The 15,244-nt window shown below is 35.7% G+C and carries 14 protein-coding genes and 2 pseudogenes; 5 read left to right on the top strand and 11 right to left on the bottom strand.

What is annotated here, in order from left to right; genetic code table 11:
* Window positions 1-17: 17 nt before the first annotated feature.
* Together QNH43_RS14200 and QNH43_RS14205 are read right to left on the bottom strand one after the other, a co-directional pair.
* Window positions 18-1,145, bottom strand: coding sequence for an NtaA/DmoA family FMN-dependent monooxygenase (locus QNH43_RS14200; RefSeq protein ID WP_283914620.1), 1,128 nt, complete (start codon window positions 1,143-1,145; stop codon window positions 18-20).
* Window positions 1,146-1,173: 28 nt separating this feature from the next.
* Window positions 1,174-2,211, bottom strand: a complete 1,038-nt coding sequence (locus tag QNH43_RS14205; protein ID WP_283914621.1) for an LLM class flavin-dependent oxidoreductase — start codon at window positions 2,209-2,211, stop codon at window positions 1,174-1,176.
* 220 nt (window positions 2,212-2,431) lie between these two features.
* On the opposite strand from QNH43_RS14205, the gene QNH43_RS14210 reads away from it, so the two are divergent.
* From QNH43_RS14210 to QNH43_RS14220, 3 genes and pseudogenes are all read left to right on the top strand, one after another.
* The gene (locus QNH43_RS14210) at window positions 2,432-2,800 is read left to right on the top strand and encodes a winged helix-turn-helix transcriptional regulator (protein ID WP_434060117.1); all 369 of its coding nucleotides are present in this window, start codon (window positions 2,432-2,434) and stop codon (window positions 2,798-2,800) included.
* Window positions 2,801-2,883: 83 nt separating this feature from the next.
* Window positions 2,884-3,300 (top strand): MarR family winged helix-turn-helix transcriptional regulator, encoded by a 417-nt coding sequence (locus QNH43_RS14215; RefSeq protein ID WP_283914622.1) that lies wholly within the window; start codon window positions 2,884-2,886, stop codon window positions 3,298-3,300.
* A 433-nt stretch (window positions 3,301-3,733) separates the two neighbouring features.
* Window positions 3,734-4,961, top strand: a pseudogene (locus QNH43_RS14220) (IS110 family transposase).
* Window positions 4,962-5,216: 255 nt separating this feature from the next.
* Here QNH43_RS14220 and QNH43_RS14225 read toward each other — a convergent pair.
* Window positions 5,217-5,900, bottom strand: coding sequence for a C40 family peptidase (locus QNH43_RS14225; protein ID WP_283914623.1), 684 nt, complete (start codon window positions 5,898-5,900; stop codon window positions 5,217-5,219).
* A 344-nt stretch (window positions 5,901-6,244) separates the two neighbouring features.
* Between QNH43_RS14225 and QNH43_RS14230 the strand changes: the two genes are divergently transcribed.
* Window positions 6,245-7,372, top strand: coding sequence for an IS110 family RNA-guided transposase (locus QNH43_RS14230; RefSeq protein WP_089364306.1), 1,128 nt, complete (start codon window positions 6,245-6,247; stop codon window positions 7,370-7,372).
* 1,031 nt (window positions 7,373-8,403) lie between these two features.
* Here the strand turns inward: QNH43_RS14230 and QNH43_RS14235 are convergent.
* The 3 genes from QNH43_RS14235 to QNH43_RS14245 form a co-directional block, all read right to left on the bottom strand.
* Window positions 8,404-8,535: a DUF6254 family protein gene (locus tag QNH43_RS14235; RefSeq protein WP_221408324.1), complete on the bottom strand. Its 132-nt coding sequence runs from the start codon at window positions 8,533-8,535 to the stop codon at window positions 8,404-8,406.
* 111 nt (window positions 8,536-8,646) lie between these two features.
* Complete coding sequence (locus tag QNH43_RS14240) at window positions 8,647-8,829, bottom strand: hypothetical protein (protein WP_076369439.1); 183 nt, start codon at window positions 8,827-8,829, stop codon at window positions 8,647-8,649.
* Window positions 8,830-9,075: 246 nt separating this feature from the next.
* A complete protein-coding gene (locus tag QNH43_RS14245) occupies window positions 9,076-9,249 on the bottom strand; it encodes a hypothetical protein (protein ID WP_283914624.1) in 174 nt (57 codons plus the stop codon).
* Window positions 9,250-9,466: 217 nt separating this feature from the next.
* Between QNH43_RS14245 and QNH43_RS14250 the strand changes: the two genes are divergently transcribed.
* Complete coding sequence (locus QNH43_RS14250) at window positions 9,467-10,657, top strand: MFS transporter (RefSeq protein WP_283914625.1); 1,191 nt, start codon at window positions 9,467-9,469, stop codon at window positions 10,655-10,657.
* A 490-nt stretch (window positions 10,658-11,147) separates the two neighbouring features.
* On the opposite strand, the gene QNH43_RS14255 is transcribed toward QNH43_RS14250, so the two are convergent.
* The 5 genes and pseudogenes from QNH43_RS14255 to QNH43_RS14275 all read right to left on the bottom strand — a co-directional run bounded on the left by QNH43_RS14255 (window position 11,148) and on the right by QNH43_RS14275 (window position 14,950).
* Window positions 11,148-12,014 (bottom strand): hypothetical protein, encoded by an 867-nt coding sequence (locus tag QNH43_RS14255; protein ID WP_283914626.1) that lies wholly within the window; start codon window positions 12,012-12,014, stop codon window positions 11,148-11,150.
* A 32-nt stretch (window positions 12,015-12,046) separates the two neighbouring features.
* The gene (locus QNH43_RS14260) at window positions 12,047-12,514 is read right to left on the bottom strand and encodes a flavodoxin (protein WP_283914627.1); all 468 of its coding nucleotides are present in this window, start codon (window positions 12,512-12,514) and stop codon (window positions 12,047-12,049) included.
* A 373-nt stretch (window positions 12,515-12,887) separates the two neighbouring features.
* On the bottom strand, window positions 12,888-13,286 hold the full coding sequence (locus QNH43_RS14265) for a hypothetical protein (RefSeq protein ID WP_283914628.1): 399 nt from the start codon (window positions 13,284-13,286) through the stop codon (window positions 12,888-12,890).
* Window positions 13,287-13,893: 607 nt separating this feature from the next.
* Window positions 13,894-14,336: pseudogene (locus QNH43_RS14270) on the bottom strand (hypothetical protein).
* A gap of 227 nt (window positions 14,337-14,563) precedes the next feature.
* Window positions 14,564-14,950, bottom strand: a complete 387-nt coding sequence (locus tag QNH43_RS14275; protein WP_283914629.1) for a DUF192 domain-containing protein — start codon at window positions 14,948-14,950, stop codon at window positions 14,564-14,566.
* Between the last annotated feature and the right edge of the window lie 294 nt (window positions 14,951-15,244).

Here is a 15,244-nt window from a genome sequence, read left to right on the forward strand (position 1 = left end):
GACTGGTTTAATTCTTGTTATTCTTTATACATATTCTCGGGGTAAGGTAGCTCTAAATTTCCTCGAAGTGTGTTAGCCTCATATTCCTTTTTGAATATGCCTTTTTCTTGTAATATTGGGACAACTAACTTAATAAAGTCCTCAAATCCCGCTGGATAATCTTGTCTAATAAGTAAGATATCCATTACCCCTTCTCTATACCAATGTTCTATTTTCTCTGCCACATTCTCCGCTGATCCCATCAATTGAGGCCTTGGCATTCTATGACCAATGGGCATTAATGACTCAATTTCTCTCAATTTTTCTAGTGCGTCTTTTTCTGTTTTACCCACAATTGGGCTATGAGAAGGCATTATCAGTAGGTCGTTTGGTGATCGTCCTTGATTTTCCACTCTTCTTTTTAGTTCAGCAGTAAATCCCTTTAGATAATCAAAATTATCTCCAGGCGCCATGATGACTTCAGCATGCTTAGCAGCTATATCCATAAAAGCCGAGGAAGTGCCAGCTTGAAAGACAACTGGTCTTCCTTGTCTTGAACGACTAATATTTAAAGGTCCATCTACTGAAAAGTAATTGCCTGTATAATTTAATGAATGCATCTTACTTGGGTCATAAAATGCTCCACTTTTTTTATCACGTATAAATGCATCATCTTCATACGAATCCCAAAGACCTTCAACAATTTCTAGAAATTCTTCTTTCAGTGGATAAAGGTCTGATTTTCTTAAATGAGTACGGCTATAATTTGCTAAACCTCCTGGATTAGAAGTGATAGCATTCCATCCGGCTCGACCATTACTAATCTTATCCAGCGAAGCTATCTGTCTGGCAACTGTAAATGGATCAGCGTATGAAGTAGCTATTGTAGCAGTTAATCCTATAGAATGAGTTACCATACTCAATGCAGACAAAATAGATATTCCTTCAAACATGCTAAGATAATGTGGTATCATGCCCGGTCCAATATGACTGACGTCAGCTAAAAAAATTGCATCAAACTTCGCACTTTCAAGTTGGATGGCTTTTTCAACATAGAAATCAATATTTTCGCTGGCGTTTACTGGTATATCAGGATGTCGCCATCCAAAATAGTTCCAACCAACTCCGTCGATGATACCTCCAAGTTTAAGTTTTCTTTCAATCACTATTGAATTCTCCTTCTTACATACCGATTTAATTATTTTTTTGTATTAACCCTAGTTCCTTTGCCAATAATTCATGTCCTCTTTTTCGACTTTCTTGATCAGGATAAAAATCAGCAATAATAATTTCATTAACTAAACATGCCTTCGCAGTCTTAGTAAGTTGGTCAGCGACGTTTGCTGCACTGCCAATAATAAAGCGTTCTTTATTTCTTTCCTTAGCTCTTTCTTCTTCTAGAGAATATTTGTGATTTTTGGCTTCTTCTAGTGTAGGAAATGTTAGGTTTTTTGAACCTGTACTCATCCGTGCCCAAAGTAACTCTACCGGTCCTGCAATATACTTAGCCTCTTCTTCAGTTTCGGCTGTGATAACAATAGTCGCCAACATACTTTTCGGTTCTCTTAAATAAGACGAAGGTTTAAAGTTAGAATTGTAAGTTCTTAACATTGGAACAGCTAATTGTGGTGCGAGATGTGCAGCAAATACAAATCCTAAGCCTTTTTCGAGTGCAAACTGTAATCCACCCTCGCTAGAACCCAACATATACATATCAGGTACCATCGATTTGTCTCCAGGAGGATTTATGTTACTAAAAGGATGAGTAATTTTGAAGTTACGGTCAAAAAAGGAAAGCAAGTGGTCTAATTGCTCGGGAAAATCATTTACTCCTAATAATTCTTTGGACCTCAGCAAAGCCCACATAGTCCAGCCATCAGTTCCAGACGCCCTACCTATACCAAGATCAACCCGACCTGGATATAATCCTTCTAAAAGAGTGAAGTTCTCCACCACTTTCAAAGGACTGTGATTAGGTAACATAACCCCACCAGAACCTACACGAATGTTTTTGGTATGAGCAGCTGCATGCATACTTAACATATCAGGTGAGGTACTCATCAAAGTAGTTGTATTGTGATGCTCAGTGAACCAATACCTGTTGTATCCTAAACGGTCTGCTAATTGAACCATTTCTGTTGTATTTTGAAGACTTTTTCTAGCATTACTTTCTTTATAAATATGAACGAAGTCTAAAATCGACAATTTTAGTCCTGAATTTCCTATATCCACTAATCAAAACCTCCTATCTATGGTATAGTTAGTTAGCCTACTAACTATTAAACCAAAAAATAATGTTAATCTTATCGTCTTTCAGATAAGAATAATTAACTAGTAATTATTTGCTTTGGTTTATATAGACAATCATAAAGTCATTATGATTAGTTGAAAAGAGGGCAATCTAAATGGATATAGTACATATTTTTGTACTTATAGACAGGAGTGAAATAAATTGAAGGTTTGTAAAGATGGATTTCAAAGAAAGTTTATAGACGAAAAAGAAGATATGTACGCAATAGCATTTACTCAAAATGTTTTATCTGGACGTTGGAAGTATTTTATTCTTTGGTACTTAAAGGGAACTAAACGTCGTTATTCCGACATCAAAAATTTTCTATGGGACCTATCACAAGGTTCCCTCACTAAGCAACTAAGAGAATTAGAGAACGATGGTGTCATTAAACGTGAAGTGTTTCCTGTAGTTCCTCCTAAAGTAGAGTATTCACTCACAGAAAAAGGAATGAAGTTAATCCCTGTTCTAGATATGATGGAGGCTTTTGGTAAAGAGTATGGTGAAAAGGCAAAAAGTACAAACGATTAGTTTGGCTTTGACCTATAAATTGACTTAAAATACACTCCAAGTTATAGTTAGGTCACTAATTATTTTAGACGGGGAGTTTTTATATGTTAAATGATGAAATAAGAGAGCTATTAGACAAAATTTCGTCACAGACACGAAGAAATTACAATCATTTACTACATGATCTTAACTTGCATGTTGGACAAGATAACCTTTTATGTAAACTTTGGAGAGAAGATGGCTTAACTCAAGTTGAACTTTGTAACAAATTAAATTGCGAGGCTCCCACAGTTACTAATATGGTTAAAGCTCTTGAGAAGAAAGGTCTAATTATTCGACGAAAAGATTACAACGACAAAAGAATTACTAGGATATTCCTTACCGACGTTGGAAAAGACCTTGAAGCCCCTGTTAATGAAAAGTGGAGAAAACAACAAGATAGGTTATTAACAGATATTACTTTGGATGAGAGGATGCTTTTAAGAAGGTTGCTAAAACAAATGGAGGCAAATCTTTTCTAGTAAAAGTTGCTACTTCTGATACCCTCCTACTTACTCACTAATCCTCCTCAGTGAAAAAAAGCAATGCCTGCCAAGGTATTGCTTTTTTAAACCTTTCCAGCATAAACATAGACATATTAGCTAATGTTTAAATCAAAGAAAAATATTAATATTATTCTTTGTTCTTCTTCAACTATCCTGCCCCGATCGTATTATAAGGTCAGCCAGTTATTTCTGGTTGAACATTTTTTATATCGATATATGATAACGGTAGCCGGGGTAGAACGTACCTGCCCGTGGGGCTTAAGATCCCGTCAACTAAACAGTTCGCCCCCTACTTGCTTAAACATGATTTGGCTGGTTGGGACCAAGATCTCGTATAACAAGCGAAGCTATGATACTGCAAGAAGGATTAGGGGTTACCGGCAATATTATGTTTTTGGAGGAGATAAAAATGAATCCAGTAGTTGGTCTGGATGTAGCTAAAGGTGAAAGTCAGGTTCAAGCATTCTTGGATAAGAAGAAGCCTTATAAAAGAAGTTTTAAAGTAGCACATACCGTTGAAGGGCTAGAGAGCTTACACCGATACCTTAGAGAGATAGAAAACTTAACAGGAATTCGACCTCCGGTCGTTTTAGAGTCTACTGGGCATTATCATACTCCAGTTGTTCAGTATTTCGAGGATAGAGGTTATTTACTAATTATCATTAACCCACTTGTCTCCTATCGAGCAAAGAGCTCATCTCTACGAAAAGTAAAGACAGATGTGATTGATGCTTACCATCTCTGCGAGCTGTATTATAAAGAAGATCTGGAACCAAATAAAAAACGAGGAATTCAACTCTTAAACCTTCGTAACCTTACAAGACAACACGAAAATGTAACGGGTATATATGTACAAACGAAACTCCAATTTCAAGCAGTACTTGATCAGGTTTTCCCTGAGTATCATGGGGTTTTTGGGGATTTATATTCAGTTGTCTCTTTACTAACCTTATTAGAATATCCTACATCTGGAGATGTTTTGGTAGTCGATGAAGAAGCTTTAGGTAATAAAATCGATGAATTTTGTACAAGTCGTTCAAGAAAGTGGGCAAATACAAAGGCAAAGAAACTTATAGCTGCAGCAGCTAAAAATCCCTTTCAGACAACACTGTATCAAAGTCATATAATGAGCTTAGAAATGTATATCAAAATGCTTATAGAATACCAAAAGCACCTATCAAAGTTGGAAGAAGAGATAGGTGCTTTGGCTAAAGAAATTGAAGAATATAAGATAATCCAATCAATCCCTGGTATCGGTGAAAAAATCGCGGCAACGATTATTTCTGAAATTGATCGGTTTAATCACCCTAAAAAACTCGTAGCATTTGCAGGAATTGATCCTAGTATCTTTGAATCTGGTAGATTCAAGGGATCCGTAAACAAAATAACCAAAAGAGGTTCGAGTTAGATTACGGCATGCCTTATATATGGCTGTTCGATGTGCCATTCGTGATTGTCGCAAAAAGAAAACGACTGATGAAGTTATCCCTCGTAACAAGAGATTACGTGAGTTCTATGATAAGAAACGGAAAGAAGGAAAGCCCTATAAAGTAGCTGTTATAGCATGTGCTAATAAGCTTCTACAATGGATATATGCACTATTACAAAACAACTCGACTTTCCAAGACCTGGCCTAGTTTAAAAGTATAACTAAATATCACAAAACTTTCCAAAGGCAGTTCGTTGGAAGGTAATTTAGCATGCATATTTTTAGTATAGCATGAAATATTTTTAGTTTTTATTGATAAATGTTGACAAACTATTAGCTGGTTTAGTTCCATAAGAAAAGGAGCTGCTGATCACATAGGACTTCTCAGTATCGTAACCTATTGGTAGAACAATTTAAAAAAAGAAAAGCCAGACTCTAATAAAAGAACTGGCAACTTTCTCTATTACATTCTTTTTGCTCCTAAGTATCTTTTCTTCCAATAACTATTATCCATAGAGGTAATGCTTACACCATTTGATGATGAGCTGTGTATGAATTGATTACCCCCGATATAAATACCAGCATGTGAGGCACCAGTTTTATAGGTTTCGTAAAAGACCAAATCTCCAGCTTGTAGTTTGGAAACCTTTGTCCCCTTTTTATAAATTTCAGATACCGTTCTTGGTAAAGTGACATCTGCACCTTTTTCGAAAACGTATTTTAGGAATCCGCTACAATCAAAACCTTTTGGTGTAGTCCCCCCCCATACATACCGTACCCTCAAATGCTTTTTTGCTTCTTTCACTATCGCAGAAGATTTATTGCTTGCTTTATTCACATTAGCTCCGTTGGATGTCTGCTTTTTTACACCCAATGCTTTATATGTATTCGGACCTACAATACCATCAGCTTTTAAGCCTTTATTCTTTTGGAACTTTACAACTGCACTTTTAGTAACCGTCCCAAAATATGTAGTTGTATTTTTACTCTTGAAATATTCTTTTTTCTTTAATACCTCTTGTAATTGTTTTACTTCGGTATGGGTCATTCCACTTTTTAACGTACGATCGCCCAATGCAGCATTACTAACCAACGGATTTGATAGTAACAATCCTGACACTACAAAAGATGCTATAATTTTTTTCATTTTCTCCCCCGATAAAATCCTTTTTATTTGATTTTATCAGCTTTAAGTGACAAACATATTTACCTAATTTTACATTATGATTACAAATTCATGCATAAAGTGTGCAAAAAATACAAAATATCTAAAATAACCCTAATATTCTTTTTTTCTTATTTTGAATTTGATTATTGATTATTCTTTTAAAAGGCCGCCAAATGGCAGCCTTATTATGTCGCAAACGCACCCGTTAGTCATAATGAACGAAAACGGCTCCCATCGCTTAACGTAGATTGCACTTGGTCATAATGTTACTACCAAAAATAAAAAAACAAGTGTAGAGCTACACACGAAAAGGAGCCGATATTATGAAGGATGTTCAAAAATTTGTTGGTTTAGACGTATCTAAAGATTCAATTGCTGTTGCGATTGCTGATTCTGGTCGTGGTGAACCTAGATTTCATGGAACTATTCAAAATAAACCAGAGGATATTCGCAAATTGATGAAAAAGTTAGGGAAGCCCGAAAGCCTATTAGTATGTTATGAAGCAGGATCTTCTGGGTATGGAATTTATCGATTTCTTCTATCTATGGACATTGATTGTATGGTTGTTGCACCCTCCCTTATTCCAAAGCGATCGGGCGATCGTGTGAAAACAGATAAAAGAGATTCTATTAGATTAGCTCAGCTACTTCGCGCTGGTGAGCTTACTTCTGTATGGGTTCCAGATGAAGATCATGAAGCATTGAGAGACTTAATTCGTGCTCGTCATGATGCTCGTGAGGATTTACAAAGTTCTCGCCAGAGACTTGTTCACTTCTTACTTCGTCATGGAATACGTCCTCCGCAAGGAGTTCGAAATTGGTCCGTAAAACATCGTGAATGGTTAAAACGATTAACATTTGAAAGAGCTTCTCAACGTATTGTTTTTCAAGAATATCTTCATGCAATCAATGAAGTTGAAGATCGTATGAAACGTATCGAAGCTCAGATCCATGAAGAAGCTATTCAATGTGAACATGCTCCGGTAATTCAAGCTCTTCAAACATTAAGAGGAGTCGCAGAAGTCACAGCTGTTACTTTGGTAGCTGAAATTGGACAGTTTTCTCGCTTTTCAAACCCAAGACAACTGATGTCCTATGCTGGACTTGTTCCAAAGGAATACTCGAGTGGGTCTAGTCGTTGGCAAGGTTCCATTACGAAAACCGGAAACTCCCAAATTCGTCGTTCCATAGTAGAAGTTTGTTGGTCTTATCGCCATCGACCATCTCTTAAAGGTGAATTGCTTAAACGTCAAGAAGGTCAAGATCCAGAGGCAAAACGTATTGCTTGGAAGGCTCAACACCGTCTTCATATGAAATATCATCGCATCTCTGCTAAAGGAAAAGGTGGAAAAGTAGCTGTTGTTGCAGTAGCCAGAGAATTACTTGGTTTTATTTGGGCTATCGGTTGTGCCATTGAGGATAAGCAAGTAAGTGTATCGAATGTTGCTTAAGTAGATCGAAAGTAAGATTATGTAATAAATGATTTTATCGAATCATAATTTTGTGATTTAGAATTGAAGATTTGGCTCGAAGGCAAACCCCCGGGAAGGAGAACCCTCATGTGCAACTATGCACTAGGTCTAGGGACTGAACGTGCGCCGTTAGTCCGAGGCAGCTCCGTGACGGATGGAGTGAAATGTGGTAACCAACCCACGCATATCAGTTTGTATACCACCGTCAACGTTTTTGCCTTCGTGCCAAGTTTTTAAGGTTATCCTTGTTCAACTTTTAGAATTGTATCCATTTCGATTTAGCTTATCAAGGGAAAGTGCGCCCTTGACAAGCTAAATCCGAAAGGATATTTGGTTTATAAGTTGAACAAGGAATAACTCTATTCATAGCTGAATGAAACACCATTTAAAAACATTTGGGTGTGGTGGGTTGACAGTTTCGTTCATATCAGTTGCTTAAGACCTATAAACTATGTAATAAAAAAGGATAATCCTTACGGTCTGTACCCGTATCCAAACCCGAATAAAAAAGTAATAAATAAAAAAATGGCAGTTGATGGAATGAAAATAATAACAACCCATCCTTTAGCTGTTTTGCTTTGTACACTTCTATACCATTTGTAATAAATAAGAAGGAGAATTACTGCCAAAGGCTAGAAATAATATCCAACCATTGTATCAACCCACATCCGGTACAGGAAGGATATTCACAAGATTGTCTCTCAATTTTGTTTTTAGTTTTTATAAAGATATAAGAAATTACAGAATAATAAGCTACTATATCCACCAAAATAAAACCTATTGGAAATTACTATTAAAAAGATAATTGCCAGCATCACGAACAAACCTGTGTATCCCAAAACAAGATTCAATGTTTAAAGGTGCCCACTACGAAGACACTATGCTTGTTGATAAAGGTTAAATTTTTAAACTAATTTTAGGTAACGACAAAGAGAGGCTACCCCAAGGAAGTGACCCCACTTTTTGTAGGGCTCTGACCCTATGGGATAGCCTCTCATTCTTAAGCAGTTTTACTTGGTTTCAGATTCATTTTTGCCCATGCCTTCAGCTAATTGATCAAATGATTTAACCTTACCATGGGGATTCTGCGATTGTTTACGATCTTTCCATTGGCGTTCTTCTTGTCGCTTAGATTGAGTCATCTAAATAAGCTCCTTTACATAAAGTTCAGTAAACCGTTAGAAGCAGACCTCCACCCTTTGTACTCTGGGGAAGTCATCACTTATCATGGGTTCGAGTCTGGCAAGCATTAATTAATGCATGCCTTTCCACTCACCTTGATTTTTAGATGCTTTTTCTTTTTTTGCTTTATTTTTATGTGCTTGATTAGCGTTTGCACTGCCAAATTCTTGAGAGAATTCTGAATCCGTTTTGCTTGAATTGAATCCTTGTTTGTTCTTTTGGTCTGCATCATTTTTCTTTGTTCGTTTTGCCATGGATACCCCTCCTTCTTATCTTTAGTATGAGATCAGAAAGAAGAAATATACCCCGAATTAATACCGATAGTAACATGAACCTTTCATGTAATTCGGGTAAAAAACAAAGTGAATAATAAGTTCCGGTTCGGTTATTTTATAAGTTACATACCTACAATGTTGCCGTTTTTAAAAGGGGTTTGAAATTTACTTAACACCAGAATTTCTTGACTTTGATTTTTCCATTATTGACAACACACTTTCCGTTTATATGTTGCTTGCCATCCTTCCCTCCTTGATGTTTAAAGTGTAAGTATGATTGACTTTAGCATCTAACCTTGCTAGGTCTCCCGTTTTTGCCATGATATTTTTGACAGCTTCCCTCTTTAGATTATCCTTAACTTTTCCCATTGTTCCCTTTTGATTTTTGCTTATTTTCATTGTTTTTCCTTATTTATCCGTTTTGGATTATTTTTGGTTCAATAACAAAAAAGGTTACGGTAAAAATAATGAATGATTCAGGCACAAGCTTTTTAGCAAGAAATAATAAACGATAACTAAGCAAGGGTTTTCCACATAAATATTTTTTATGATATGATAGTTAAATTGTTTATCTACCATGTGACACATTTACATTCATCCAAGAAAAGAGGTATTTATGCACGACACAGAATTATCCAAGCGACATTGGTTACTCATCTTAACACTTACTTTATTAACATTTGTTCTCGGGACAAGCGAATTTGTTATCATTGGGATCTTAACCGATATTTCCTCGAGTCTCCATATTACAAATGCAAAAGCAGGTACACTCGTTTCTGCGTTTGCGATTACGTTTGCCATTGCGACACCACTCGTGATGTCGGCAACAAGCCATTTTCCAAAACGTAAATGGATGTTGTTTTTGATCGGATCGTTCATCATCCTGAATGCTTTGTGCGTAATTTCGACGAGCTACATCATGCTCCTTGCTCTTCGGATGATGACTGCGATCGTAACAGGCGTTTTAATTTCGCTTGCCATGATTGTTGCAAGCGAAACCATGCCAATCGCAAAACGTGGACTTGCTATATCATTCGTTTTCGGTGGTTTTACTCTTGCAAATGTAATTGGAGTACCAATAGGCACTGTCATCGCTGATTGGTATGACTGGAATGCAACCTTCCTGTTAACGACTTTTCTCGGTGGAATTGCGTTTTTGGCATCTTTTTTCATTTTACCTACTATGCACAGTACATTTCGCAGTTCAATGCGTGAGCAATTTTCTTTGTTAACACAGCCACGAATCTTGATGGCTTTTTTCATTCCATCTCTTGGATTTGGAGCAACATATGCCGTATATACGTATCTTGTTCCGATCCTGAAAGGAATGGATGCACCAGGTAGTTCAATCAGTTTGATCTTGTTTGGCTACGGATTCATTTCCATTTTCAGCAACATTCTTGCTGGTAAAATTGCCAGCCACAATGCTATCGGGCGCCTCCGGTTTGTTTTTCTCGTTCAAGCAATTGTTCTGGTCAGTTTATATTGGACCACAGATAATTTAATCTTTGGATTGGTTAATATTAGTTTAATGTCATTAATGGCCATCCTTTTAACAACATCTACCCAGCTTTATTTGATAGATCTTGCCGGCATTTATCAACCAAAAGCTACAGGACTAGCTGCTTCACTGATGCCAGTAGCAAGCAATGTCGGTATCGCCTTTGGTTCCGCATTAGGCGGAGTTGTTTACCATCAGGGAAATTTGATGAATGTTACATTGGTAGGTGGGTTGGTTGCTATCTTTGCAAGTCTTCTAACTTTCCTAAGTCATCGCTTAGACCAAAAACAAAAGAAAGTAGCATAAGAGAGAAGCTATGAGCGACTTGATATGCATCCTCTTGTACCTGCAATCGCATAAAAAACGAGAAGTGTTATTGTAGCTTTGAAACAATGTGGTATCAAATTAATACAAGAAGCCTTGATAACGGAACAAAAATGGAAAGCGCATGTTTTGTAAAAAGATTGGTCAAAACATGTGCTTTACCATATTCAATTGAATGATACTGTTATAAAAAAGTTTAATCATTTTCCATACTTCTTACAGGACCAACCAGCTATTAGTATGTCAAAATCTTTCTCTGAAATTTCACTTCCCGTTTGGTCTACTTTTTTGGGCCATGCCCAATAACCCTCCAAAACTTTTTGGCAGGGTTTTTTCAGAACGTTTTTTCTCTTTAATAGTACGTAAATCCAATGAGGCAACGATTGAACGTTGGCAGGTTTTCCATCGTTTTTTTCTGATCATATTATTCTATTAGAATTAATTACCTAATCGCAACCCGCTTAATATTAGATCATCCTCTTATACGCAAGATGTTAAAAACTAAGTAATTATTCACTGTCAACTTTGTCCACAACCGCAATAATCCAGGGTTTTCTGAACACGATTCTTGACTATTGAATCTTTCTTGGTTTATATTCATACCTTCATAACATCTTTTTTGATAAGAGCAGCTTTTGCAAACTGTTAAGGAATCCGTTTTCAAATACTTTTTGGGTTCTTGTAAAAGTTTCTTGATTATGTTGAGGTATTCCAATCCATCCGAAACATCGTTCATGGTCGGAATATACGTTTCCGTTTTACCTTCCATAAGCGAGTATATCTCTATTCTTTCCGGTAGCTGACCAAATGCCTTTTCACAAAATACCGAAATCATATTATTAAATAATAGGTTCATTTCTTCATGTGTATCAACTAAATACTTCTTTATGATGAATGAGTTGCTTGACCATTCTGCAACTTCGAAAGTTAAGTTAAGTTCGGTTCCCAACTCCTCCATATTAATGTTAAACTTTTCATATAAAAATAAAGGTGGATATTCAATTTTTGTAGTGGTTAAAAATTGGAGTAAATGATCTGTTATATTAGCAAGAGCCATATAATAATGATTCTTTGACTCAAACTGACGTACATCAATGGCACTCCAATGATCATCTATGAACTCCATAACTTTCTTTGTCGTCTGATTTATTGGAGGAAGTTTATAATAACGACCTACAACTTGTTTAACCACAAATTGAACCATTTTCCTCCAATCCAATTGAGGTATGATTTTTCCTTCTATATGAAGAAAGTAAAATTGATAAGGACATCTTATAAAATCTTGTAGATGGTAATCAGTTAAAGTAGCAATGGAAATCCGATGTTCCTTACCCATCATTCCCATCACCTCTCTTACCCCATAAAATTTCTCTAATTCTTTACCGAAGGGACAAAACTTTTCTTTATAAAATCCCTCCCAAAATTTTGGCAGTTTTTGATATCCTCATCATCTGGAGTTAATTCTACTTTTAACCCTTTTAGGACAATAACAGCACCCTGTTCCCTTAATTTTTCGGTCAAAATATCTACGGCTGCACCATATTGTGTGTAAGAAGAATCGCAGGAACCAAACACGGCAGCTTTTTTTCCTGTAAGATCAATATGATTCAATTCCTCATAAAAGTCTAAATAATCATCCGGTAATTCTCCGTCTCCCCACGTATATGCACCTAATAAGATACCATCGTAATCTCCAAGTATAGATGCTTCAGGACCTTCCATTATATCTATCTTTTCAATATTCACATCACTGATTTCCGTGATTCCTTCTGCAATGGCATTGGCCATTTCTTCTGTATTTCCACTCATACTGGCAAAAATTACAATGATTTTAGACATGATAAATTTCCTTTCAACATTGATAATTATTATCCATTATTTATAAAAATTTTTAACTAGTGCGTTATCACCTTTAATTAAAATTTGGTACATCGAATCCCTGAACCTAATGATCTCCACCTACAACAAGCAATGGAAATGGAATATTCACCTACATCGTGCATGAGCTCACACCACAGTAGGGCATTACATTTAAATGCCAACTTCTAACACCTGATACAATTCTTTCTTGATTTAGCAACACGAATCACATTGAAAAACTATTATAGATAGATACTCACCTTCCTTTTTGTTGAAGTGTCCTTTTGAAACGAGCCGCTTCTTGATCGATTCTCTGCTTTTATTTTATATGTTCATGAAAATGCCGTGTTCTTTAAAAAGCATGTACATCTCCAGAGTCCATTTTATTCTTTATTTTTTGTACGTAGCTCAGTTCATCGGCAAATGAAAGAAATGACTCCCTATCATGTGCATCGAGTGCTTCGTTTACTTTAAAGCTCAAATGGTTAATTTTTAGGTTCAAATCCAAAATGGAGCAAATGCTACCATTGGTATACAGTTCCTCAATATCTTCTACATGCATAAAAAACTGAAACTCATTGTTGACAACTATTAAAGAGTGCCATCCTAGGCAATCAACGTACTTCCGTTCGTTTGTAATTGTCCAAACATCACCTTGAAGAAACTCAATTATATGTTGGTGCTTTTGCCCAGGACAGCAGCAGCTTACTTGATGCTGAAATAATTCCAATATTACAAAATTTTTATTCATAGGTGTTCCTCACTCACATTCAGTTTTTAAATTCTTCTTCAATCTTAGCTCTTTGTCTGTCAGAGTTACCGTCAATTCTAATAAGGTTGACTAATTTTTTAATTTTTCTTCCTGGTCCAAAACTGCATATTCAATATTGTCGCATTTTAAATATCGAAATTCTTTCTTCAGAACTAAATGAAAATGATTATCAATTTCATTTAGTATTTTATATGATAATGATTATCACTGTCAATCCGTTTTCGACAACTTTTCATATTTTTGTTTTGATGCCTCGGAAAAATAGATGCCCAATTACTGCTGCCAAGCACATTTTAAGTATTATATAAGTTTTTAACATTCGCCCGATTTGTTAGGAAAGAACTCAATCATGCTTTCTGCTAGTCTACTTTCTCCAGCTATATATACCCCCTCGGAAGTAGGATATTCCTTTAGCAACAATAAAGAAAACTTCCAATTTTCCTCGTCTACTTACTAACCATATACCTCCATGCAGTGTCATAGCTTGCTTGTTATACGAATCTAAGTCCCAACCAGCCCCCAAACATATTTCGGACGGACAGTTTACTTCACGGGATTAACTCCCACGCACCCGTAAGTTCCATAGCTACTTACATTGTTTGATATTACTTCTTAATATAGTGGGTCCCAATTTTTCAGTTTTTGAATTAGAAAGAAAGACGCGCACCTGCACTTCTACATTTTCCATTTCCGCTGTAATTTCATCAAATCTTCCAGCCCAAGTTGGACTATCTTTTTCTGGACAAGGATAAAGCCTGAAACGCCAACTAATTTCGTCTGTTATAAAAGCAAAACCTTCCAAGCTAACGTCATTCCCATAAGTAGATGGTTCTGGAAGGTGTATACCAAGAATACCTACATTAGTTCGTGCAAAACTTGGTGGGCGTAACTTCACTTTATAAACCAAGGCTATTCCCTTGAATTTGTAAACTTTTTATCAATTGGTTCCAATACCATACTACAAGGCATAGTTGTTGCATTTGTTTGTATAGGGGAAATGAAAAAAGTAAAGATAATAAATATGCCCAAAACAATATTTTTTTACCAACACCTCTTACAAAAATTTTGGTTATATTACCCTCAATATGATCTAAATATAGATAGTCCTTATTCAAGTAACCTGCCTCTCTAGTTGCATAAGAAAAGGAGCTGCTGAACAGCTCCTGGTAATAAAGTAAAGCACCTTTTTTTGTCAGATTAACATAAATATCCATTTGGAACTCACCTAAAAGAATTAAAGGTGAGGTGATATGAATTCAACCAAGCATAACATAATCCCCTACTTTAATTTGATTCTTTTCAAACCATCCAAGATTCACTTCAATTGCATAATGATATGATATTTCTGGATCATAAATAGGGCATATATCTTTTATACAAGGCTCCATATCAAGTATTTTTAGAATTACCCCAGCTGAGTCAAGAAAAGCAATAGATAAAGGAATTAATGTGTTTTTCATCCAAAAACCACCATATATTTCTTCTGAAAACACAAATAACATCCCTTCATTTTCAGGTAATTTCCTAACAAACATTAAGCCCTTATCTCTTTTTCTTTGAGTATCTGCAACTTGAACGGTTAATCTAGTTTCCTTGTTTCCATTAAGTATTTTTATCATTTTTCTTTTTATTATATTTTTCATGTTCACTCACCTTCGAATATTATTATAAACAGGAAAGAATTTTAGTTCTTTAAAAAAAGTTCATAAGATTGAAAGTTTCTTTTTTCGAAAAAACGACTATTCCCTAATAATAAAAAGGAAGAAAATTGGAGATAAAACGAATGAAAAAATAATTAACTAAGCACCTTTTTACTTCTTATACTTATTCTATGATTTTATATTTAATACGCTGTTTTCAATAATCACAGCAACAATATAAAAGCAGAGGCGTGGTTTTGGAAACCTTTCTTGAACTTAATTAAAGCTTGCGAAATG

It is taken from the genome of Peribacillus simplex, assembly GCF_030123325.1.
Classification (GTDB): domain Bacteria; phylum Bacillota; class Bacilli; order Bacillales; family DSM-1321; genus Peribacillus; species Peribacillus simplex_D.

Excerpts from the sequence above, each read along its gene's own strand:
- QNH43_RS14250 (WP_283914625.1), top strand. The coding sequence starts at position 9,467 with ATGCACGACACAGAATTATCCAAGCGACATTGGTTACTCATCTTAACA.
- QNH43_RS14260 (WP_283914627.1), bottom strand. The coding sequence starts at position 12,514 with ATGTCTAAAATCATTGTAATTTTTGCCAGTATGAGTGGAAATACAGAA.
- QNH43_RS14235 (WP_221408324.1), bottom strand. The coding sequence starts at position 8,535 with ATGACTCAATCTAAGCGACAAGAAGAACGCCAATGGAAAGATCGTAAA.
- QNH43_RS14275 (WP_283914629.1), bottom strand. The coding sequence starts at position 14,950 with ATGAAAAATATAATAAAAAGAAAAATGATAAAAATACTTAATGGAAAC.
- QNH43_RS14225 (WP_283914623.1), bottom strand. The coding sequence starts at position 5,900 with ATGAAAAAAATTATAGCATCTTTTGTAGTGTCAGGATTGTTACTATCA.
- QNH43_RS14245 (WP_283914624.1), bottom strand. The coding sequence starts at position 9,249 with ATGAAAATAAGCAAAAATCAAAAGGGAACAATGGGAAAAGTTAAGGAT.
- QNH43_RS14215 (WP_283914622.1), top strand. The coding sequence starts at position 2,884 with ATGTTAAATGATGAAATAAGAGAGCTATTAGACAAAATTTCGTCACAG.
- QNH43_RS14255 (WP_283914626.1), bottom strand. The coding sequence starts at position 12,014 with ATGATGGGTAAGGAACATCGGATTTCCATTGCTACTTTAACTGATTAC.
- QNH43_RS14240 (WP_076369439.1), bottom strand. The coding sequence starts at position 8,829 with ATGGCAAAACGAACAAAGAAAAATGATGCAGACCAAAAGAACAAACAA.
- QNH43_RS14265 (WP_283914628.1), bottom strand. The coding sequence starts at position 13,286 with ATGAATAAAAATTTTGTAATATTGGAATTATTTCAGCATCAAGTAAGC.
- QNH43_RS14230 (WP_089364306.1), top strand. The coding sequence starts at position 6,245 with ATGAAGGATGTTCAAAAATTTGTTGGTTTAGACGTATCTAAAGATTCA.